Raw genomic sequence first — 21,666 nt, 5'->3', positions numbered from 1 at the left:
ACAGTTTCCTTCCTGCCAGTTTCAGGCGGCTCAAAAACCGCTTGCCAGATAGAGCTCACATGACTAGAATGCCGCTCCTTCGCATTCTCAATATGAGGATGTGGGGAGACGGGAAGCTTTTATTAAAAGCAGTTGAAGTCATTGTCGAGCGCCAAGCTTAAGAAGCTATCGCCGCTAGTAGGACGAGAGTTGAAGAGGCTCGCATTGCTGTAAACTGCGCGCCCAGTTTGGAGTGCCAAGGAATGCGAAACTACAGTCTACTGCGAGCCGAGCAGAAGCGTCGAGCGAACGCGAGCACTCCGAAAATCGTGGTTCTGACACGGCACAAGGACATCGCAGCGCTCAACTAAGCCACGCACGATGTCGACTGCAATGAACGCCTACTAAGCAATTTCTAAACGCTTCGAAGCCTGCGAGTCTGGAAATCTTACGTTCGCTTCGTGTTTGATGCCAAATGGGTGCGATTTGCAGTGTGCCGTGACTCAAGTATTCGGCGAGATTGCCGTAAGTAATCTACGAGGGGATTGCGCCCTTATCTACAAACCTAAGAGCCGGACTATTAGACGCAATAAGGATAAAAACGTCATGAATATCGGACCAAGCGCCAGTGCAGCGGCTAGCGCGGCGACGGCTAGGCCAGGCAATATCGGGCGGACGAGTCTTAAGTCCCCGGTAGGCGGGGGAGGCCTGAATCCAGGGGAGGCCCTCTTGTCAATTGCGCCGCACTTGCTCATCACTATCACCGGTGATATCAAGTGGGAGATGGATAGGGAGCGCCTACAGGCATATCTAAGGAAGATGGTTGGCGGGGGAAATGCACAGGAGCCCAGGCTAAGCGACTGGGGAGCCTTCGCGCAATCGAACAATCTGATGGCGGCTGGCCAACCGCTTACCAAGCCCGACGTTTGGTATCTCGGAACTACGCGCTGGGTCACCGCTACCTGGGGAAGCGAATGGGATGTACACGTGCACTTCGGATTCGTTGACATGCCTGGTATGAAGCGCACGCACCTTAAGCTATTGGCTGACACGAGCACTTGGCTTCCACATCTACCTAGCAACGCAAAACAATGGTGGCGGTTCTATCGTCAGAAACCTAACCTGACCGGCGAGGCTCGGCTTGCTGGCCTCGAGACGGGCATTGAAATAACGCGGCGTGTCTCCTTCAAAGACTACGTTCGTACGACTGCAAGGTCCACTGCAGTGGGTGTCGCGGTTCCGGTAGGTCTGGCAATGACTAAGGCGGCCCAGTTGCAGCCTGGGGCGTGGAAGACGCTCTCGTTCTATGTCGGCGGTGCAATCACCATCGCTGCGGCAACATTCGTCATCCTTTGGATTCAACATAAGTTTGCGACATCGGCCTATTCTTGGGGTGTCGCCCAATCTGGCGCATAATCATGGAATTCTTCTCTAATCCAGTTCAGTTTGAGAAAGTCCTTCTTAACGCCGCTGACAGGACGTTGGGACGAAATGCGGTTACCAGCCGCAATGAGCGGCTCGGTGGTATTGGTGCCATCTGGGAACTTGACTTCATCTTTGAGCCAGACCTATCCGATGGTCGTATTTACATATTTGAGTTCAAGTACACATCGTCGCCCACTTTGGCTGATTCGACTGTGCTGACACAAATCGCCCGCTTTGAGTCGCTGCGCAATGCCAACACGGAGCGGTCTCTCGGATTCCTGTTGGTCACGAATGGAATCGTGCGCAGAAACTTCAATATTCCGAAGTCTGTCTTCATCTTAGACGAGATTAAGGCGGTAAATGCGTGGCAAGAAAAAATCGCCGACTGGGCTCGTAAGGAAATCCCGCAGTGGTCGACGAAGTCACTGCACGTTACTTGACAACCGAGGGGGAGAGGATGCCAGAAGACTTCCTCCAGTTAAAGGCATCCTATCGAATTGCTGGAGAGCTTTCCAACGACCAAGATATATCCAACGCGAATCATGTTCATAGAAAAAATTCGCATCTTGATATAAGTGGTGATACGATTGGCTTCGTCTGCGGACAGATTTGTTATCGTGTTTCGCGATAAATGGACGTATCGTTAGGCGACGTTGCCCTCGCATATCGTAGCATCCGCCATGAGATGAGCCTTGCCATAGAGTGTCCGCAGACATTCTCCCTTTGACGATGAAAACGCCAACTCACATCGCGCGCTTGAGGTCAATCAGTTCGCTTCACTCGCTCGCGCGTCTCTTGGGTTATGAGCCTAAGGGTCTGGCTTATGTGGTCTATGGAATAGACGACAAGTACAAATATACTGATTTCCAGATTCCGAAACGGCGGGGTGGGGTACGCACTATTAGTGCACCCATCGAAAAGCTGAAGCTGCTGCAACGGCGCGTGGCAACACTCTTGGATGCATGCGTCGAAGAAATCGATGCCGAGCGTGGTGTGAGAAATACGCTTTCTCATGGATTTCGGAAGAAGCACTCAATCCTGACCAACGCTGCACCACATCGGAATCGCCGCTACGTATTTAATGTCGACCTTCACAACTTCTTTGGTACCGTTGACTTCGGCCGCGTTGTCGGATATCTCAAGAAGAATAAACATTTCCAGCTGAATCCGACCGTGGCGCGAATGCTGGCACAGATAGCATGCCATCAGAAGGTGTTGCCACAAGGAAGCCCATGTTCGCCCGCAATCGCGAACCTTATTGCACATATCTTGGACATTCGATTGGGCCGCCTCGCTGCGAGAAACGACTGTCACTATTCCCGATATGCAGACGACCTTACGTTTTCTACAAATCGCCCCGTTTTCCCATCGGAGATTGCGCGACGCGTCGGAGATACTAACGAATGGGTCGCGGGTAAGATTCTACTCAAAATAATCAAAGAATCTCGATTTGAGATAAATCCTGAAAAGACGAGGATGCAGTTTGCTCGCTTCCGCCAGGATGTCACTGGGGTCATTGTCAACCGGACACTCAATGTCCGCCGCGAGTACGTGAAAAATGCCCGTGCAATGGTCGACTCATACGTGACAAAAGGAGTTTTTTACTCCGAAAAGCAGTATCGAGACGAGAAGGGCGCATGGACGAACGAGTTGGTGGATGGTACGGTGGGCCAACTTCGCGGAATTCTTAGCTATATCGATAGCGTGCGGCTATTTGAGCAACAGAAGCACGCGTCAGCGAAGAAGACGAAGCGGGATTACCGGGTACCTCGGGTTGAAATCAAGGACATGGATAGCGCTGCTCGCACTTTCCGCCGGTTCCTGCTACACACGCAGTTTTTCAATCCGGAAAAGCCGCTAATTATCTGCGAAGGCAAAACAGATAAGGTCTACATCCAATGTGCTTTGCGACAGCTTGTGGACGCGCATCCCCAACTTGCCACAAGGACTAAGAGTGGAGTGGACATTCATGTTTCGTTTTTCAACTTTACAAAAGTCGCGGACCGCATTCTACGGCTTGGCGGAGGGACCGGTGACTTTCAAGACCTCATCGCAAAATACGGCACCGAGTTCAAGGGCTTCTACGCCAAGGGACAGCGACAGCCGGTAATTCTGTTGGTTGACAATGACGACGGGACCAAGAAAATCTTCTCCACTGTCAAGACCGCTACGGGTAGCAAAACAGCGATAGATGGCAGCGCGTCCTTCTATCATATAGCGGACAATTTCTACGTGGTGGCCGTTCCTCAACTAGGCAAGAAGGACACGACAATTGAGAACTTTTTCGACCCGGTAGTATTGACCGAGAGACTTGGTACAAAGGTGTTTAGCGGGAAGGACCAGTTTGACCCCGCAACGCAATACGGCAAGCATCATTTCGCTGAGTATGTCGTGAAGAAAAAGCAGAACACCATCAATTTTGCTGGCTTTGAACCGATTCTTGCACGTCTGGATGCAGTTCTAAAAGAGCACGCTGCCAAGCCGTAGTTCAAGGCTTATCCTATTGCGAATTGCTCCTTTCCTCTTCAGCTCTTCGAAATGCTGCAAGCCGTTCTATTTGTAAAGAGAGGCCTCTATTCTCAGGCAGCGCTTGCGGAAAGAGTAAATAAAGGTTTCGCACGTTCCCCAAAGCCTTGAAGGCGCGCACAAAGGTCTCGAGCGTACCGCTCCCATGCTGTTCAAAGCGAATGTAGGTTCGTAACGAGACGCCAGCCAAAGTGGCAAATTTCGCCTGTGACAGCCCCCGTTTCTTACGCTCGCTGCGTATCCGGTCTGCGAGATATCCACAGAGCTGTACATCATCCAGCGTCTGGAGTTGGTCGAAATCGTTTTCTGTAGCCATACTGGCGACCCTTTTCTAAGTATGCCAAATATGGCATAAATTAAAGTTATCCACAACGTTTCGCTGGAAATCGAAGTATATTGAGTTCATCGGGAAACCGGCTCGGTAGGTTGGTCGTCTGATTCGGTAAAGTGACAATGCACCGTCGACGAGGGCAGTGGACATGGCGAATCGGTGCCGTCGGGGGCGGTTCGAGCGTGTCAGCGTTCGGTTCCGCCCCAGTGCTACACCTGCTTCAGGTTGCAGAACTGACCGTGTGTGCTGGACGGCCAACTTCGATGGACCAATTGCTCAACACGCTGGTACGCACGATTTCTAGGGACGGTCAATATTGAATAAGACGATTACTGATGCGCAGTTGTTGGGAGCGCAGGGGACCGGATTAATCGATGTTGTGGTTAGTCGGATGGGATTCGTTTGGCGTCCGACCGCTGTGCTCGATTCGGGCGTCGACGGCGAAATTGAGATTCGTGACCCGACCACGGGACACATGTCCGGCGTCATCATAAAAGCGCAGAGTAAGGCACTGTCTGCCTTACGCAACGAGACAGACGAAGGCTTCGATTACTGGCCGGACCCACGCGACGTTGAGTATTGGCTTTCCCACAACGTGCCAGTGATTCTCATCGTATCTCGCCCACGGACTAACGATGTCTACTGGCTACCGGTACGGGAGCAGGTTGCCGCGGCTGCCGGCAAGAAAGCTTTTCATTTCGTCAAAGAACAAGACCGGCTAGATGAAAACGCTCGCGGTCGCCTTATGAGTCTTGGGCAAGCTGGCACAGTGGGCGCAGTGCTTGCCCCTGAGCCTAGAGTCGAAGCACTCTTGAGTAACCTCATCCCTGTTACGGTCCTGCCTGACCGTCTCTATCTTGCTTCCACACAACACCGAAAGCCCGCAGATGTCGTTGCCCTATTGCGCGAAAATCGGCTCTCGCTGGAGTTCGTACTCAAGAATGAGCGCATATTAGCTGTCCGCGACCTGTCCGACCAAGCTTATGAGTCGATTTGCGACAGAGGCACAGTCGAGGATTTCGCTTGCCGAGAATGGGCGCAATCGAACGATTTGGACAAGCGACGGGACTTCGTTCGGCTACTGAATGGTTGCCTTCGGGAGCTTTTGAGGACGTTGCCTGAGAGTATCCGTTACGACAAGGAAACCTCATGCTATTGCTTTCCGCCATCCGCGAATCGGGAAGCATATGAGTACACCTATCGGAGTGCCAAGAATGGGGCGACACGTGAGGTCTTTAAGAGGTTGATAAACAAGACGGAAGGGCACGTCATGGGCTACCGGCACTCTGCCATGAAAGCACAGTTCCTTTTTCTGGAAGGTGCCTGGTATCTGGAAGTGACGCCGACCTACTTCTTCACCAAGGATGGTTTCGAGCAGAGCAGGTTACATGGCGACTGGCTAAAAAGGCTCAAGGAGTTTGAGAATAACCAAGCCGTACGTGGGCAGCTTTTGATGTGGGCTGACCTGCTGCGTACGAAGGAAAGCTTGTTCGCTCAGCCATATCCCTATCTTGGATTTGGGGAGCCGCGAGAGTTCTCGATGCTCGTTGGAATCGATGATGGTGCATGGACGGCGCCGGATATTGTGCGAGACAAGCAGACACAAGCGAAAACTTCCGAAGAACAATACATGTTGCTGTGATGAAAATCGACTATCTCGAAGAACCTCTGCTCGAGTTTGGCGGCAACAATCGTCATCTCGACATTCGTCAAGGCCTTAGCCTTTTCGGCCCACTAGATTCATCCGAATCGTCTCCTCGACGCATCAGGCTGGGGTTTGTCGGCACGCAAGCGACTATCGATGGAATCGTTGCATGGCTGAGCAGGGCTCGGTCTGGAGTGGCAGCGAAAAAGAGTCGGCAACCGAATTTATTTCCTGCATTTCCCGGCTTTGGGGCTGACTCTCCATTCAAGACAGAGTTCGAAATTGACCAGAGCCTCATGCGCACTTTGTCGCCGCGGGACATTGCGAAGTTATCGAAATTGTCGCCAATGATGACGGCTGTAGAAGGAAGCGACCTGCTTGCTGCGGAGGTACAGGCAATCGTGGAAAAGGGGAGGCCGGACGTCGTGGTTGTCGCAGTGCCCTCCGAGCTGGTCGCAAAGGACGATGACGACGAAAGCGAGCTGGTTTCGGAATTTGAGAAGGAACAGCACGAATTCGAAACGACGATGGACTTGCGGCATCTCCTGAAGGCGAAAGCCATGAAGATGGGGCAGCCCATTCAGCTTGTTTTGCCTCAAACGTACGATGGCTCGTCAAAGAAGACGAGCACCGGTACAGGGGCGTTGCAGGATGAGGCGACGCGCGCTTGGAACTTCCACACGGCGCTTTACTACAAGGCCAACTACCGTCCATGGCGCATCGTTCGAAATGCCACTGACCTGCAGACCTGCTTTGTCGGTATCAGCTTCTATCGCTCGATGGACCAATCGAAGCTGATGACAAGTATGGCTCAAGTGTATGACGAGAGAGGCGAAGGCGTGATTGTCCGAGGTAAGCCTGTTGAGCTTGCAAAAGAAGACCGACAACCACATCTATCCGCTATCGATGCTGAGGCCTTGCTTTCATCGGCATTGAAAGAATATCGCCGTGAGCATAAGCACGCACCCGCGCGGGTAGTGATGCATAAGAGTTCGACATACAGTCCAGCCGAGCTTGATGGCTTCAATGAAGCTGTAGAAGCACAGGATTTGGAAGCCGCGGATTTCCTCGTCGTTGGCAAAGCGATGACGCGGCTCTATCGGCCCGGCGTATACCCGCCGTTGCGCGGGACGATGCTTAGTATCGACGAGAAAATCCATCTGCTGTATACGCGAGGCAGTGTGCCGTACTACGCTACCTACCCAGGTATGTACATACCCCGCCCGTTGAAGTTCATGATTGCGCAATCCGCAGAGAGTCCACGCCGACTTGCTGAAGAGTTGCTCGCACTGACCAAGCTGAACTGGAACAATACGCAGTTCGATGGCGGCGAACCGATAACGATGCGCGTTGCACATCAGGTGGGGAAAGTGCTCAAGTACGTCGGGGAGAACTCGGTAGTGCAACCAAAATATAGCTTCTACATGTGACCACGCTGCACGGCTGATAGTCCGGAAGGGTAACGGCGCCAAGTCAAGAAACTGCCCTTACGAGAAACGAGAACTATTGGAAGATGGCCTTCGCCCCTGTTCTCTGAAAATGAATCGATTCGAAAGTCTGAAATAAGCGCTCGCCGAGCCGCATTCGCGGTGCATGCACGACGTACCTCACAATTGAGCGCAGCTGGCAGTGAACGGGCTGGCACCGCAGATTCGCCAACGTTGAACAGCGCTGTGACGTTAGTAGCATCTCTTGGCGATGCGGGAGGTACCTTGGCCGCTTTGCACAGATGGCATGTACGCGCAGGCAACTCGATGTCCGCGTATCCCCCGCGGCTCTGTCATGGTCAGTCTCGCCAGCGCGGAGGCTGGGAAAATCTCAAGGGTAAAAACTAAAATCTAAAATATTCGCGAAAACGACCCCTCGGCTCGGACATCTCAGCTCCGCACCAGTTGGTGTAGTGGATAGCAAACATGTCTATTGTGTCGCATGATTTCGCGTCCTTACGCTCAAATTGATGCGATGTCAATAGTCTCTCGAGGCGACCCATGTTTTTTTTGCGCCACATTTGAGAAGGAGTCCGAATGAAAACACATTTAATAAACGAGAAATAGTGCTAGCGGCGACGGAGGAGAAAGTGCTCTCAACCTGAGGATTTGGAGAGGATACCCTCACTGCCTTCCGAGAAGTTTTCGACCGGCGCAATATTTTAGAAGACATCTAGCTAAATTTTTACTCCTCCTGCCGACTTGAAGGAGTCACCTTGCTAGGTGGAGCAGGGCAAGACATTTGCGACGTACGCGCATTTCGTAAACCAGCGGAAAAATAGAGGAAGGCAGTGCAGCGTGGGCGAATCTCGACGGGATGTCGCCGAAGACAGACAGCTAAAAAATTGCCGGTGGAAGAACGGAAATAGGCGGGATGAGGAATGCGGTTCGCGGTCGGGAAACGCGAAATTTTAGGTGATTCGCAAAATAGGGCTGAATAGCTTTAAAGGCCCCTGTAACTGCATAGAACACGTCGGACGCGAAGTCGAATTTTTCTAATTGGCGGCCATGACAGAAAAGTTTTTTCTGGGGCCATATTGCCAACTCGCGTCGGTTTATGGTCAATTAGGGTGAACTAGCCCTTGGTTCCGAGCGAATCCAAGGAAACGAAAGCGCAGCCCACCTACGAAGGAGCGCCTATCGGTCTAGAAAATAATCGACACATAGAAAATGGGCGTCCAGTTGCAGCTGGACGCCCATTTTGTCCCTATCTCGGTCGTGCGACAGAGCAGGAAGCCAACAACCACATGCTCTGCCAGCCCGCACAGTTTGTCAAGTGGCCCTTCAGGAGGCAGGCATGAACTCGTCAGTACAGATTTTGACTTCGACCCCGCATCGGCAACCTTCGACGTACGTGGAAGCGCTTGATATTGAAGAGCGGCCCCGGCGTTCCCCGCCGGTCTGGCCGGCTGTGGAGTGCGGTGAAGATGAACAGAAAATCGTCCGGTTGCTGGACGCACCTGAAGGCCGGGTGCGGCACAGCATTCTCCAGGCACATGTCAAGCGGCTCGCTGAGGCCAATCACCGACCGGCGGTAATGCTCCGGTGCGAGGGAGGCAGCACGGTGCTGCAGCTCTCACAACTGCTCGAAACGCTTGCTACGGTAGACCGGGAGGAGGCACGGATTGTCCTCGGCATCGACGGTCGTGACCGATGGCTGGGGCGGCCCGTCCGTATCGCTGCGCTGCTTCATCAACTCGCGAGCAGGGACGTTCTTGTCGTCTGCGCGGTCGACGGGCGGTACAGCGATACACGGTCGCTCAGATTCTATCTGCGGACCCTCGGTTGCGTCGTCCTCTTCTCGTCCTACACGGTGGATGGTCGGAGCGAAAAGTGGTCGCGCTTTGCTCCGCCTCGATTGGACGCCTGGGGGTTCTGCGACAGCCTTCGCCGGCTGAGCAAGGCAGGGGCCCCGAGCCCCGTCAATGTCGCATCGGAGGCAGCCTACGACTGCTCTCTCGTCGAACCGACCGTTCAAGAATTTGACGATGAGCCTGCTGAGGCGGAGAGCGACGCCGGAGAGAGCGACGAGTCGGTGCCAGATGCCGTTGCAGCACTGTTGCGCGCCAAATACGCGAATGCGTATTGCAACGAGTTCGCAGTTCATCGCCTTCTGCGCGAATGGAAGTGCTTGTAAACGCCTGTACCTAACGTAGTGAAACGTGAAAGGGTGGCGGCACCGGCTCGCTAGTAGGTCAGCAGGCCCTTGCCTCCGCCTCGTTCGCGGTCAGTTCTCTCAACTGAGTGGGCGGTACGCCGTCGGACGACGCAGTTTGTCCGTCAGCCATCCGCAGTATTCGGCGGCAGAGCGCGCACGCACTGCCTGTGTGATGGCAGCTTAGAACGGATATCGCCCGGTGATTTCAATATATGAAGTTAGTAATCCGAAATGATATCAAGGCCGATACCGAAATAGGAGTGTCCGGTTGATTGCAAAGTCCCAAAAGGACACCCATGGGGAATCGAAGTTTCTGATGACGAACACGTGGAGGTGAGCGATGACATCAAGAACGCTAACGATGAAGAGAGCGACCCATACCCGCAAGCTCAAGGAGCTTCAGCAGGCCCAGAAGGAGGGGGTTCACTACCGCTGGCTTAGCACTGGGGATATGCCAGGAACCGGTGTCAAGACTCGCCTGTTTTGCTCGAAGGCAGCACTCGGCGAGGTGCATCTGATGTCCGAGGCTGAACATGCGGAGCTTCTCGAGGGCTGGTACCGGGATGATGTGCGGCTTATCTATGACCAGGTTCCGCTCAATACGGAAAAGACCACTCGGGCAGCTGTTCAAGTTAACGCGGAACACCCGATGTTGTTCAGCAGCGCAGAGCCAGCGGTCCTTTCGACAGACCTGGTGTACGTCGTCTCAAAGGGGAATGGCTCTCATGGACGAGAAGCTCGCTCCGTCAAGTCGACTGGCTCCACCGACGAGGAGCTCAAAAAGAAGCAGCTGATTGAAAAGAGGGCGTGGGAGAACGACGGAGCGAACTTTGTTTCGGTGCGTTCCAACGGCATGCACGCAAACCGTTCAAAAAATCTCGCGTGGCTTTTTCGAGCTGAAAGCGATTCATTGGGGCGAGACCTTTCCGACGTCGAGCTAAAGGCCCAGCGTGAGCTTCTCGGGGTCATTCGTAGACGCAAAGAGATGCGAGTCGTGGATGCTTGCAGGTACGCGGAGAGATGCGCTGGGCTACCACTCGGCTCCGGCGTGCGCGCCTTTCGACAACTCGCAGCCGCCAAGAGGATTGCCTTCGACCTCAACGTGGCTGACCCGCTCGAAGTGCTCGTGGCAGATGTTTGGATGCCTGCGCGCAGGAAGTGAATCAACACTTGTGTCTCAAGCCGCTTCACGGAGGTTGCTATGCTCGTGAAATCAACCTGTCCAACCGAAGTTTCAGTGTGCGACGTGCTCGCAGAACGCAACGGCGAGCGAATCTACATTGTATTGAAAACAGGGAGAGGTCACCGCTGGACGCATCTCATCGACATCGAACATAAGGCAGCATCGGCTGCGCACCGTCGAGCCCAGCCGTTCAAGCTCAAAACGGATGAGCTGCTACTGCGTCTGTCCGACAACTGCGAGCCGGAACTTGCGCTGAAAAAGCTCGAGAAACTTCCAAATAACGTGACCGCGCGCCGCGAGTCACTGCCGTATGTGCTCTCTAGGCGGTCGGAAAAGTATAAGAACTGTGTACTCGACCCGAAGCAGTCAAAGGGCTGGAAAACCATCGAAGGCCTGCTCACCTTCGACTTACCACGTGGGGCCGACGGCAAACCACCTCAAGCTTTAAACATCGGAGACGAGTTCGAAGAACTACTTCATAGAGAAACGAGGCACAAACGCATCAAGCGGTACAGCCAAATCTCAGGGATATCTGAGGCCTCCGTGTATCGTACTTTTAGACGCTACTGTCAGCAAGGGATGACACCGGCGGCTGCGTCGGACGATTACGACCGCTGTGGCGGCAGAGGGAAGGTGAGGAATTGGAAGCGTCGACCGGGCAAGTGCGCGTCGCGGAGGAAACTGAGTGCCTCGGCTAAGAATCAAGAAATACGGCGCCTGCTTTCGCTGGCGGCCGATTATTACCTCAGCTTTGCTTACAGCAAGGGGAAGCGGTCGCAGAAGTCGCTGGATGTCGCGCTGGACTGGCTCCGAAAAACGTTCCTGACTGACCGCGCTGTATACAACGAAAGCGGCGAGCTTGTCGACCTTACGCTCGACCGCACGATTGTGCTGACGAGGCGGCAACTGCAATACCACGTTCAGCAGGAGTCTACATACGAAGAGCGCCGCATACACAAAGTTGGCCTCAGGCAGTACATGCTGCATGAGCGACCGCTTACGGGGCGACTTCGCACGTCCCGAGGACCCGGCGAGCGTTTTCACATTGATGCCACCGTCATCGACATTTATCTGGTCGGTCAGGTACTGCGGACGCGGGTAATCGGAAGAGCCGTTTTGTATTTGGTGGTCGATGACTATTCCGGTCTCTATGTGGGTTTTTATCTCACGTTCGACCCGGCGTGCTGGAACGGCGCCATGATGGCGCTCGCGCATGCTGTGAGCCCCAAGGTTCCGTTCTGCAAGTCGCTGGGCATTGACATCACTGAGGAGCAGTGGCCTGCAAGTCGCCTATGTGAGGTGCTATATGCCGACCAGGGTGAGGTGAGCAGTGTGCATAAGGCGCACCCGCTAATCAATTTCTATCACGTTGAAGTGTCGAATGCGCCGGCGTATCGCCCTGACCTCAGAAGCGTAATGGAGCGCAGATTCGGCATGCTGCCACGAATCTGGAACTCGCTCCTGCCGGGAATCGTCGAGAAATCATCGTTCGAGCGCGGCGTCGAGCATCCGGCATATCACGCAGCACTCGACATAAAGGAGATGCGCCGAGTTATCACCTACGCGATTCTCAGTGCCAACAAGCGTGTGATTCGAGGTTACCCGACTCCACCGGAGATGGTGGACCGCGAGCTGGCGCCGACGCCATTGAATCTGTGGCGGTACGGGACTGAGGTCAATGGCTGCGGGCGACATGTCGATGTCGCTGAATTTCGGGCAAAGATGATGCCACGGCTGACGGTTCCCATCGACAAAGAAGGCATCGTGCACAACGCCATGCGATACAGCTGTCCCACGCTCTCGCTAGTAGAGCGCCAGTCGATGGCGCGAGCCAAGACTGCTGAAACCTCTGTTGATATCCAGTTTGATTCGACAGACGTTGGCTCCATTGAACTGCTCGGGTTGGGGGAGCCGATTCGGTGTCCGCTCTCGAATCGTGAGTCCGAAAAATTCGCCGGGGTCTCGTATCAGGAGTATCTGCTCTACAAGGACCTCGATGCGACTAACTGCGGGATGGCGGATGAAGATGGCGAGGCCGACCGCGCGAAGACCAGTCACAACATCTCGAAGATTGGCAGGGACGCCGTTACGAAGACAGCAGCAGCACTGGAAGCTGAGGGCATAAAGCGACCCGACATCAGCGGCATGGATGATTCGCGCGAGACGGAGCGGGCAATCGAGCGCGGTCCGGATGAACCTGTCGCCAAGAAGACTCGCAAGACGAAGGGTGGGGGGCTAAAGAAATTGATGAAGAAATTTTCGGGATTTGTGTTGACCGAGTCTTCTGAGGAGCAGCCCATTAAGTATGACGAAGAAGGGGATATTTGCGAGGAGTCTGTCACTACAGGCCGTGAGGCCGAGGAGGGTAAAGCGAATCTGACCAGCAGAGACCTGCGCGAAGAGCGCGCCCGGAAGTTGCTCGAATTTCTCGACGAATAGGAGCTGTGATGACGGCGAAAATTGAAACTCTACGTGACTAAGCGCACTAAGCGTCGCGCTAGTCTGAGCCGGTCAGTCAATGCATCTAAGCGGTGGAGGCGCAGTATTACGAGGGTGATTTGCCGCCAGAATACGCTAGCAATCCCCTCATTTCCGCCCTTGGGCCGCTATGGGATTCTCAGTCCCTCATGAACGCGCTCAGCGCTCCGATTGCATTCTCGGATTCTGAATGCCTGAAATCTCCAGAGTACCGGCTGCACGCAATCGGACGTCTCTCTCGACTCGTCGTCCCTTTGCCAGCGCAACTGGACGTTGCGAACAGTGCGCAGCTCATAATCAGGCAGCACTACGTTGACCACAACTTGAATGATGATTGGACGAACGAAATTCGCGACAGGTACAAAATGTCACATGACGGCAAGCTTGTGCCGATTTATCCGCATCGTAGAACGCACGCTTACTGTTCAGGGGTTTTTGGCCTGTCGGGAGCAGGCAAATCGACGACCCTCGAATCTGCTTTAAGGCTCTTTCCAAAAGTCATTCACCATACCAAGTTTGGGTTCAATCAGCTTGTATGGCTTAAGGTTGATGTGCCAAGAGGTGCGAGCTTGAAAGACACGCTCAAGGTTATCTTGGAAACCGTCGATGACGTACTCGGAACCAAGTATGTCAAAGAGGTTGGCAGCCGCGCTACCTTAGCGGACCATGCAAACAAGCTGCATCGTGTCGCGAGGCGACATCACTTGGGTCTCATCGTCCTCGATGAAATGCAGAATGCGCTGCATGCCGTGACAAAGAGCGACCCGCTATTCGACTTCTTCGTGAATCTCACAAACGTTGTTCAGGTGCCGGTGATGGTAAGCGGTACCCCGAAGGCTGCGGGCCTCTTCCGTAAGACGCTGCGCTCCGCACGACGTATCAGTAGTCATGGTGTCATCACATGGAACGGCCTATCCGACAAGACGGACTGGGGGAGGTTCTGCAATCAGTTGCAAAAGTACCAGTGGTTGTCTGACGCTCAACCGCTAACGTCAGCTGACCGCAACTATCTTCACACACTGACCCTTGGATTGCCTGGAATAGCCATACCGTTGTTTCAACTCTCCCAGTACGCCGCTATTACGAACGGTGTGGAAAGGCTCTCGCGTACGATTTTCAAGGACGTTTTCGATGAGAAGATGGCATCGCTTAGGCCGATTCTGGCAGCTATCCGCTCCCGAAGCAAAGTTCGCATGTTCAAGTACGACGACATCTTGGGGGATACGCTCGACGATATCGTTGAATCTATTGAGGAACAAGCAAAGCGCTACGGCTACCACGAGGCAGCGATGGAGCATGATAAGAACGAGTCTGCAATCAGCGCGGTCTCGAGGCTGATGCTTCTGGGCGTACCGCAGGATATTGCGTCGGCGCTCATCAGTCAGGTGCAGCGCGAATATCCGGCTGCGACCAGTCAACAGCTGAGCAACGAAGCAGCCCGGCAGTTCTATCAGGGTAAAGCTCCATCCGAGTCGCTGAACAAGGGCACGCAGGTCAAGCAGGAGGAAATCGTCTAAAGCAACAGGGGCGGTGGCTAGCGGTTGCGCTGCCACCGCCACTTTGGCGAAAGCATAGGAGGCGGAGATGGCACTTGCGTTGCGACTCCCATTCGATGATGAGGTTCTTTCCACGCTCATCATCGAGTATGTAGCCGAGGAACAAGTTGCGGACCGGCGTGCATTCTTGCGGTCAATTCTAGGGTGCCAGACGTCTTCGCTGGTCTCAATGCCACGTGGCCTCAAGCGGCTTAGCGAAGAGACGCGTGACTACTGGAACCTGACGGCAGAAGAAATCGCGCGCCAATTGACCTGTATGCCGTATCACGTTGCTAGCAGTCCCTGCTCGGTGGCGGAAGATGTGCTCACCAGTATGACAGGTGCGCGCACAAAGAACTTCAATCGCGCTGAGTTGGGCTTTGGACTGTATTCCGATAAAACCTTCCTGCGCTATTGCCGCCAATGTATCGCTGAAGACCGAGTGGAGGGTCGGCGCCCTTACTTCCGCAGAACTCAGCAGCTACCCGGGGTCGCTGTATGTCCAAAACACGGAAATTATCTAACCTGTTCAGGACTTCGAGCATCGACGCTACATATCGGCGGTGCAAAAGAGTACCTCGATGTATTCGCAGACGGTGACGACCTTCAGGGCGAAAATCCCAATGGTATTGGGATACAGGTGCTGAGCGAGGTTGCGAAGCGCTCAGCACAAACACTGATTCATGCTGAGCCATCGGCCTATTTCGACCTGTCGAAGCACTACAAGGCGCGTCTCGATGAGATTGGCCTCATGCATGGCAACGGGAATTGCCGACTCGACGAGTTGTCCAGCGCCATGGTTTCTTACTTTGGACGACCGTATTTGTCGTGGCTTGGCTTGCATACGCCGGGGCGTGAGGCTCGAGACTGGATTATCCCGCTGCTATGTCAAGGGCCAACCATTGCGCCGACCATTTCGCACATTCTTCTGCAGCAGTTTTTGTCGTGGAACTCCATTTCGGTATCGCGCTTCGGTGGCGGGAACGTCCTTTCTCAGGGCGTTCGGGTGAGCCATAGTGGTCACTTGAGAAATTCACCTGAGGCTGCTCGGGACGGTGTCAGCATGCGAGAGGTCACGATGGATTTGGGCACTAGCCTCCGCACTAGACCAAGTATCGACTGGAGTCATCGCGACGAAGTCTATCTAGAGTTCTTAAAGCATGCTGCAAATAACGTGCGCCTTGAGATACCGCCGAGAAGGGTCAGTGTCCACCGGATTCTGGTGCTATCGAAGGTTTCCCCTGGCTTTCATAGGCAACTCAAGAAACTTCCTCAGTGTCGGGAGTTTTTGGCGGCAATTGTGGAATCGGGAGAACAGTTTAGGAGGCGTCTTTACATGTACAAGACGCGTAAATCGAGTCAGTGACGCGGGTGTGTTTTTGAAAGATAGAGACTCGATTGTCAATTTAACTGGAGAGGACGATGGCAATCGCACTATTTCCTCTATGCGACGGAGAAGGCATTGGAAGTAATTTTGGTCGCTATGCTGAATATATGAACTTAAGCTCCACCCGTATCCTCAGAAAACGACTTTTCGGGTACCCGTGTAAGCCTGGAACACGCCTGCCATGCTCCGTATCTTATCTCGCGGAGCAGACGCGTGATTACTGGAATCTGAAAGCACAAGAGATAATCGACAATCACACGGAGTTCAGGTACGCGACCATGATGGCGTCGTCAAAAATTCGTGGGGCGCTGCTAGAGAAGATGCTCGGACCTCCGACGTCCACAAGCATAAGGTTGAATATTTGTGGGTTAAGAGGTGAGCTTGTTCCAAGACTCAGATATTGCGAACAATGCTTGGCTGAGTGGAGAGACGCACGGAGGCAACCATTCTGGAAGATGGACCATCAGTTGCCGGGTGTTTATTTTTGTACTGAACATTTGACGGTACTTAAATTCGCAAATAAATCAATTTCGGAGATGAAAATGGATTCCCCAGTTGCGGATGTTTTTCAGGCAACCGATGAATTCGTTTTACGGCAATCGACTCCAGCGGAGAGAGCCGTCGTAGCCGATGTAGCTTTAAGGAGCGTCGACCAGAGAGCGCTAAATCGACCGTCAAAGTCGCAGCGCGCCTATCAGGAGCTTTTACGCGATGCGGGATTTGCCACCACTGAAACGAAAATTTCTTACGGACCATTGGTTCGTGAATGGTTGGCGTACTTCGGCGCTGAATATTGTCAGCTAACCAGCATGAGTGAGCAGAAGATTTATTCGTGGGCGACCAGTGCAACGGGTCGTGTGGGAGGAAGTGAGTTTCCGCATCCGTTCATGTTTCTCGCGGCGGAATCGTTTTTTGAACACCGCTTGAAGTCTCTAGGCTCATTTGTTCCCGCGATAGGGGTTCGTAAGGAAAACTGTGCCGTTGTAACGCCTGTGTGCCGAGGGGATGATGACGTAGGCCAACTAGGACAATTGGTCTGCTCCGCCGCTCTGCACAGAGACAGCGATAGTTTCAAAATTTTCGGAAAATCCAAAAAGTCAGGTCGCTGGAAAGTTGTTTGCTCATGTGGGGTGACTTATTTTGTGAAGGAGAGCTTGGACGTGACGTCACCCCGGATGAAGGCTGTTCGGTATGGGCTGAAATATCAGCAGCATTTTCAGACAATGATGGCGAGGGGTACAAGTATCAACGGGGCGGCACGTGAATTGGGTCTGTCGCCGAAAACGGCATTGGAGTGGAAGCGACAAGAGGTCGATAGCGTCACGGTATCCGCAACGGACCTACGGAGGCTTCGTGCGGAGTGGCGTGAGTTTGTCGAGAGCGCTCCATCAAGAAATCGAATCGTATCAGCGACTCGGATGGGCCGAGCGACGCGTTCGAAGCTGGAGCGCTTCGATAGGGAGTGGTTACTAGAGTTTAACCGGCAGAATGGGTCGTTGCGTCGTGGTGTCAAGGACGGCCATCGGAGGACAAACGTTAGGAGCAACGCCAGGAGCGAGCTGTTTCGGCAGACGCAGCTGAAGATTTGCGCCGCGAGTGATTTGCTCAAGCGGGTCGAGCCACCGGTTCACGTTAGCCGAGCCGCGATTGCCCGAAAAGCGGGGCTACGGGAATCGGCGGCTCGTGATTCGCCATTCTCGGGGCTCCTAGCAGAACTGTCCGAATCACGTGCGGCTTATAGCGAGAGGGTGATTGTGTGGATGACTGCTTTGTCGAAACGGCAACCTTTGAGGAATTTTGAGGAAGTTCGCACGCTGACCGGTTTATATCGGACCAGCTTCAGTGAAGAGCAAAGGGTAAGGATTTGTCGTTTGCTATCGAGAGAGATAGAGGCGGTTGCTGAAGAGTAGTCTCGGGGTGTGTGCGCAACGCTGCTCCGCTGTGTCGGTGTTGGCTGCGGGCCAACTGCACGGCATGGGATTATGGCGTTTCGAACGGCCCCTTTTATATGTGCCAATGCCTTGCTGTGGGGCGCGGCGATAGTGATGGTCGGTTGACCTGCTTCCAGCGGCTCGCCCAACAAGCGCAGGGGCAGCTCACTAGCGCTCTACAGCTTCCTGCACCTTTACGACCCCGGACGGCTGAGGTCCCAGGTGGAGCGAGTTGCGCTGTCGTGTATTCGAGCAGCCTCAAGTGCGCCTCCGTGCAAACGGCCACGGAATTGACGCGGCGCAGCATTTTTTTATGGCACCCCATTTTTCTAAGAGGTGTCTCCGCTTTAGCTGATGGGATGCTGCAGACTTTATGTCCATGAATGGCGCCACTGGATGCGTCACGAACGAATGGCTGCAGACTTTGATTCCAGAAAGCCGGCCGGCTACACACGGTCTTGTAAGCCTTCCAGCGCAGGTTTGCTGCAAACTTTGATGTCTCCCGATAATTGGCGTTTCGTCTGATAAAGCGCGCTTCCGGCGATAACGGCCTCGGGTTCACCCCGCCTTGACAAGCGCGCATTCACACTCCGATAATGCGCTGGACGTTCGCTAAACGAATCAGTGTTCGTATATAGAACTTTTCGCGATCGGGTGGCGTGGACTTTCCGCGATGCGCATCGCTTTCAGGAACAGGCATGATCAACAAGATTTTTGATTCGCTTCAAGCCGCCGTCGCCGACATTCAGGACGGCGCCACGGTCATGATCGGCGGCTTCGGCACGGCCGGGATGCCGGCGGAACTGATCGACGCGCTGATCGCGCAAGGCTCGCGCGAGCTGACGATCGTGAACAACAACGCCGGTAACGGTGACACGGGTCTGGCCGCGCTGCTCAAGGCCAAACGGGTACGCAAGATCATCTGCTCGTTCCCGCGCCAGACCGACTCGTACGTGTTCGACGGCCTGTATCGCGCCGGCGAAGTCGAGCTCGAACTCGTGCCGCAGGGCAACCTGGCCGAGCGCATCCGCGCGGCGGGCGCAGGCATCGGCGGTTTCTTCACGCCCACGGGCTACGGCACGAAGCTGGCCGAAGGCAAGGAAACGCGCCTGATCGACGGCCGCCATTACGTGCTCGAAGCGCCGCTGCACGCCGACTTCGCGCTCATCAAGGCGTACAAGGGCGATCGCTGGGGCAATCTGGTCTATCGTAAAACGGCGCGCAACTTCGGCCCGATCATGGCGAGCGCAGCGAAGGTTGCGATCGCGCAGGTCTCGGAAGTCGTCGAACTCGGCGCTCTGGACCCCGAAAACATCGTGACGCCGGGCATTTTCGTGCAACGCGTCGTTGAAGTGCCGCAGGCGGCGCATCAAGCGCAGCAAGCCGGTCAGGCCGCCTGAAGCTACGGAGTTAAGCAATGAAACGGTTGAATCGCGACGAAATGGCTCAACGCGTGGCTCAGGACATTCCTGAGGGCGCTTATGTGAATCTCGGTATCGGCGTGCCGACGCTGGTGGCCAACCACCTCGATCCGAGCAAGGAAATCTTCCTGCACAGCGAAAACGGTCTGCTCGGCATGGGCCCGGCACCGGCGGCTGGCGCGGAAGACGACGAACTGATCAACGCAGGCAAGCAGCACGTCACGCTGCTCACCGGCGGCGCGTTCTTCCATCACGCGGATTCGTTCGCGATGATGCGCGGCGGCCACCTCGACTACTGCGTGCTCGGCGCGTTCCAGGTGTCCGTGAAGGGCGACCTCGCGAACTGGCACACCGGCGCACCCGATGCGATCCCCGCCGTGGGCGGCGCAATGGACCTCGCACTGGGCGCCAAGCAGGTGTTCGTGATGATGGAACTGCTCACGAAGCAGGGCGAAAGCAAGCTCGTGAACGAATGCTCGTACCCGGTCACGGGCGTGGGCTGCGTGGGCCGCATCTACACCGACCTCGCCGCGTTCGACGTGACGCCGGATGGCCTCGAAGTGCGCGAAATCTATTCGGATATCGACTTTGACGCGCTGCAGAAGCTTGCCGGCGTGGCGCTGATCGACGCGACGCAAAACCGCCGCGCAGCGTAAACTCCTGCAACGCGCTTAACGTATGTGAATCAGCGTGGCGCGGCGTCTGGCGGCAATCGTCGCCGGGCGTCGCGCCATCTGCATTTGCGCGCGATGTTTGTCGCGCGCGCATCCAGACTTTTTTCATATCGATCCATGATTGAACGCCTCACGAGCCTGATCTGCGGCACCGAGCCGATGAACGCCGTCTGGTCGACCGAGGCCACGCTGCAGCGCATGCTCGACGTGGAAGCGGCGCTGGCGCGCGCATCGGCAGTCCATGGCGTGATTCCGCACAGCGCCGTGGCCGCCATCGTCGCGACCTGCAAGGCCAGCCAGCTCGACGCCGAAGCGCTCGCACGCGACGCCGCGCTGGGCGGCAATCTGGCGATTCCGCTCGTCAAGCAATTGACGGCGCGCGTGAAAGACGCCGACCCCGAAGCCGCCAAATTCGTGCATTGGGGCGCGACGAGCCAGGACATCATCGATACGGCGACCGTGCTGCAACTGCGCGACGCGCTCGCGCTGATCGAAACCAGCCTCGACGCCACCTGCGCAAAAGTTGCCGATCTCGCGCGTGCGCATCGCGCGACGCCCGCCGTGGGCCGCACCTGGCTGCAACAGGCTTTGCCGATTACGCTCGGCCTCAAATTCGCGCAGTGGCTCGACACGCTGCTGCGTCATCGCGAGCGTCTGGCTGCGCTGCGCGAACGCGCGCTGGTGCTGCAGTTCGGCGGCGCGGCGGGCACGCTCGCGAGCCTGCGCGCTGCCGCTGCGAACGTCAGCGCCGAACTCGCCAAAGACCTCGGCCTCGCGCAGCCCGCGCTGCCGTGGCACACGCAGCGCGATCGCATCGCCGAAGCCGCTTCGTTCTTCGGCATGCTGATCGGCACGCTCGGCAAGATCGCGCGCGATATTTCGCTGCAGATGCAGACCGAAATCGGCGAACTCGGCGAGCCTGCGGCGGCAGGCAAGGGCGGTTCGTCGACCATGCCGCACAAGCGCAATCCGGTGGGCTGCGCGGCTGTGCTGACCGCCGCCACGCGCGCGCCTGGCCTCGTCGCCACGGTGTTCGCGGGCATGGTGCAGGAGCACGAACGCGCGCTCGGCGGCTGGCAAGCCGAATGGGACGCGCTGCCCGAACTCGCCCGCCTCGCCGGCGGTGCGCTCGCGCAGATCGAGCAGATCGCGGGCGGACTCGAAGTGCGTCCCGAGCGTCTCGCCGCGAATCTCGACGTCACGCACGGCCTGATTCTGGGCGAAGCCGTGATGCTCGCGCTTGGAGACCGCATCGGCCGCCTGGATGCGCATCATCTGGTTGAGCGCGCATCGAAATCGGCGGTGCAGTCGGGCCGCACGCTGTACGACGTGCTGGCGGCCGAACCCGCCATCACGCAACATCTGGACGAAGCGCGCCTGAAGGCGCTGCTCGATCCCGCCAATTACGTGGGCGAAGCGCACGCGTTCGTCGACGCGGTGCTCGCGTCGTATGCGAGCGCCCTGCAGCGCACGCCCCCTTCTTCATCGCAGACTCATCAGGAGTAA

Annotated in this window: 15 protein-coding genes; 14 read left to right on the top strand and 1 reads right to left on the bottom strand. The window is 55.5% G+C overall.

Translation table 11 applies throughout. The features are described 5' to 3' along the window. The first annotated feature begins 726 nt into the window (after positions 1–726). The 3 genes from G3N59_RS35565 to G3N59_RS35555 all read left to right on the top strand — a co-directional run bounded on the left by G3N59_RS35565 (position 727) and on the right by G3N59_RS35555 (position 3,891). Positions 727–1,395: a hypothetical protein gene (locus tag G3N59_RS35565; protein WP_205987680.1), complete on the top strand. Its 669-nt coding sequence runs from the start codon at positions 727–729 to the stop codon at positions 1,393–1,395. 2 nt (positions 1,396–1,397) lie between these two features. Further along, positions 1,398–1,844 carry a hypothetical protein gene (locus G3N59_RS35560; RefSeq protein WP_205987679.1) on the top strand — a complete coding sequence of 149 codons (447 nt, stop codon included), beginning with the start codon at positions 1,398–1,400 and terminating at the stop codon, positions 1,842–1,844. 262 nt (positions 1,845–2,106) lie between these two features. Next, positions 2,107–3,891, top strand: coding sequence for a retron Ec67 family RNA-directed DNA polymerase/endonuclease (locus G3N59_RS35555; RefSeq protein ID WP_205987678.1), 1,785 nt, complete (start codon positions 2,107–2,109; stop codon positions 3,889–3,891). A 13-nt stretch (positions 3,892–3,904) separates the two neighbouring features. Here the strand turns inward: G3N59_RS35555 and G3N59_RS35550 are convergent, their stop codons facing one another. Then, positions 3,905–4,246: a helix-turn-helix transcriptional regulator gene (locus G3N59_RS35550; protein WP_205987677.1), complete on the bottom strand. Its 342-nt coding sequence runs from the start codon at positions 4,244–4,246 to the stop codon at positions 3,905–3,907. 331 nt (positions 4,247–4,577) lie between these two features. On the opposite strand from G3N59_RS35550, the gene G3N59_RS35545 reads away from it, so the two are divergent. The 11 genes from G3N59_RS35545 (at position 4,578) to G3N59_RS35495 (ending at position 21,666) form a co-directional block, all read left to right on the top strand. Next, positions 4,578–5,903, top strand: coding sequence for a DUF4365 domain-containing protein (locus tag G3N59_RS35545; RefSeq protein ID WP_241024814.1), 1,326 nt, complete (start codon positions 4,578–4,580; stop codon positions 5,901–5,903). Further along, on the top strand, positions 5,903–7,336 hold the full coding sequence (locus G3N59_RS35540; RefSeq protein ID WP_241024813.1) for a hypothetical protein: 1,434 nt from the start codon (positions 5,903–5,905) through the stop codon (positions 7,334–7,336). The genes G3N59_RS35545 and G3N59_RS35540 overlap by 1 nt, the downstream gene beginning before the upstream one ends. Positions 7,337–8,690: 1,354 nt before the next feature. Beyond that, entirely contained in the window at positions 8,691–9,530 is an 840-nt protein-coding gene (locus tag G3N59_RS35535) for a hypothetical protein (protein WP_205987675.1), read from the top strand. A gap of 361 nt (positions 9,531–9,891) precedes the next feature. Next, entirely contained in the window at positions 9,892–10,713 is an 822-nt protein-coding gene (locus G3N59_RS35530; RefSeq protein WP_205987674.1) for a TnsA endonuclease C-terminal domain-containing protein, read from the top strand. 39 nt (positions 10,714–10,752) lie between these two features. After that, the gene (locus G3N59_RS35525) at positions 10,753–13,173 is read left to right on the top strand and encodes a DDE-type integrase/transposase/recombinase (RefSeq protein ID WP_205987673.1); all 2,421 of its coding nucleotides are present in this window, start codon (positions 10,753–10,755) and stop codon (positions 13,171–13,173) included. 188 nt (positions 13,174–13,361) lie between these two features. Then, entirely contained in the window at positions 13,362–14,729 is a 1,368-nt protein-coding gene (locus G3N59_RS35520) for an ATP-binding protein (protein ID WP_241024812.1), read from the top strand. 67 nt (positions 14,730–14,796) lie between these two features. Next, entirely contained in the window at positions 14,797–16,113 is a 1,317-nt protein-coding gene (locus G3N59_RS35515; RefSeq protein WP_205987672.1) for a TnsD family Tn7-like transposition protein, read from the top strand. 56 nt (positions 16,114–16,169) lie between these two features. Continuing rightward, complete coding sequence (locus tag G3N59_RS35510) at positions 16,170–18,044, top strand: TnsD family Tn7-like transposition protein (RefSeq protein ID WP_205987671.1); 1,875 nt, start codon at positions 16,170–16,172, stop codon at positions 18,042–18,044. Positions 18,045–18,763: 719 nt separating this feature from the next. Next, positions 18,764–19,465, top strand: coding sequence for a 3-oxoacid CoA-transferase subunit A (locus tag G3N59_RS35505; protein WP_205987670.1), 702 nt, complete (start codon positions 18,764–18,766; stop codon positions 19,463–19,465). 17 nt (positions 19,466–19,482) lie between these two features. Then, positions 19,483–20,142, top strand: a complete 660-nt coding sequence (locus G3N59_RS35500; RefSeq protein WP_205987669.1) for a 3-oxoacid CoA-transferase subunit B — start codon at positions 19,483–19,485, stop codon at positions 20,140–20,142. 135 nt (positions 20,143–20,277) lie between these two features. Then, complete coding sequence (locus G3N59_RS35495) at positions 20,278–21,666, top strand: 3-carboxy-cis,cis-muconate cycloisomerase (protein WP_205987668.1); 1,389 nt, start codon at positions 20,278–20,280, stop codon at positions 21,664–21,666.

This window comes from Paraburkholderia sp. Ac-20340 (assembly GCF_017104965.1).
Classification (GTDB): domain Bacteria; phylum Pseudomonadota; class Gammaproteobacteria; order Burkholderiales; family Burkholderiaceae; genus Paraburkholderia.
Note: the sequence above shows the minus strand (reverse complement) of the source record. Positions and strands in the feature narration are given on the sequence as shown.

Coding starts and splice junctions, on each gene's coding strand:
- G3N59_RS35535 (WP_205987675.1), top strand. CDS start 8,691: ATGAACTCGTCAGTACAGATTTTGACTTCGACCCCGCATCGGCAACCT.
- G3N59_RS35500 (WP_205987669.1), top strand. CDS start 19,483: ATGAAACGGTTGAATCGCGACGAAATGGCTCAACGCGTGGCTCAGGAC.
- G3N59_RS35520 (WP_241024812.1), top strand. CDS start 13,362: ATGAACGCGCTCAGCGCTCCGATTGCATTCTCGGATTCTGAATGCCTG.
- G3N59_RS35560 (WP_205987679.1), top strand. CDS start 1,398: ATGGAATTCTTCTCTAATCCAGTTCAGTTTGAGAAAGTCCTTCTTAAC.
- G3N59_RS35530 (WP_205987674.1), top strand. CDS start 9,892: ATGACATCAAGAACGCTAACGATGAAGAGAGCGACCCATACCCGCAAG.
- G3N59_RS35550 (WP_205987677.1), bottom strand. CDS start 4,246: ATGGCTACAGAAAACGATTTCGACCAACTCCAGACGCTGGATGATGTA.
- G3N59_RS35525 (WP_205987673.1), top strand. CDS start 10,753: ATGCTCGTGAAATCAACCTGTCCAACCGAAGTTTCAGTGTGCGACGTG.
- G3N59_RS35515 (WP_205987672.1), top strand. CDS start 14,797: ATGGCACTTGCGTTGCGACTCCCATTCGATGATGAGGTTCTTTCCACG.
- G3N59_RS35495 (WP_205987668.1), top strand. CDS start 20,278: ATGATTGAACGCCTCACGAGCCTGATCTGCGGCACCGAGCCGATGAAC.
- G3N59_RS35505 (WP_205987670.1), top strand. CDS start 18,764: ATGATCAACAAGATTTTTGATTCGCTTCAAGCCGCCGTCGCCGACATT.
- G3N59_RS35510 (WP_205987671.1), top strand. CDS start 16,170: ATGGCAATCGCACTATTTCCTCTATGCGACGGAGAAGGCATTGGAAGT.
- G3N59_RS35540 (WP_241024813.1), top strand. CDS start 5,903: ATGAAAATCGACTATCTCGAAGAACCTCTGCTCGAGTTTGGCGGCAAC.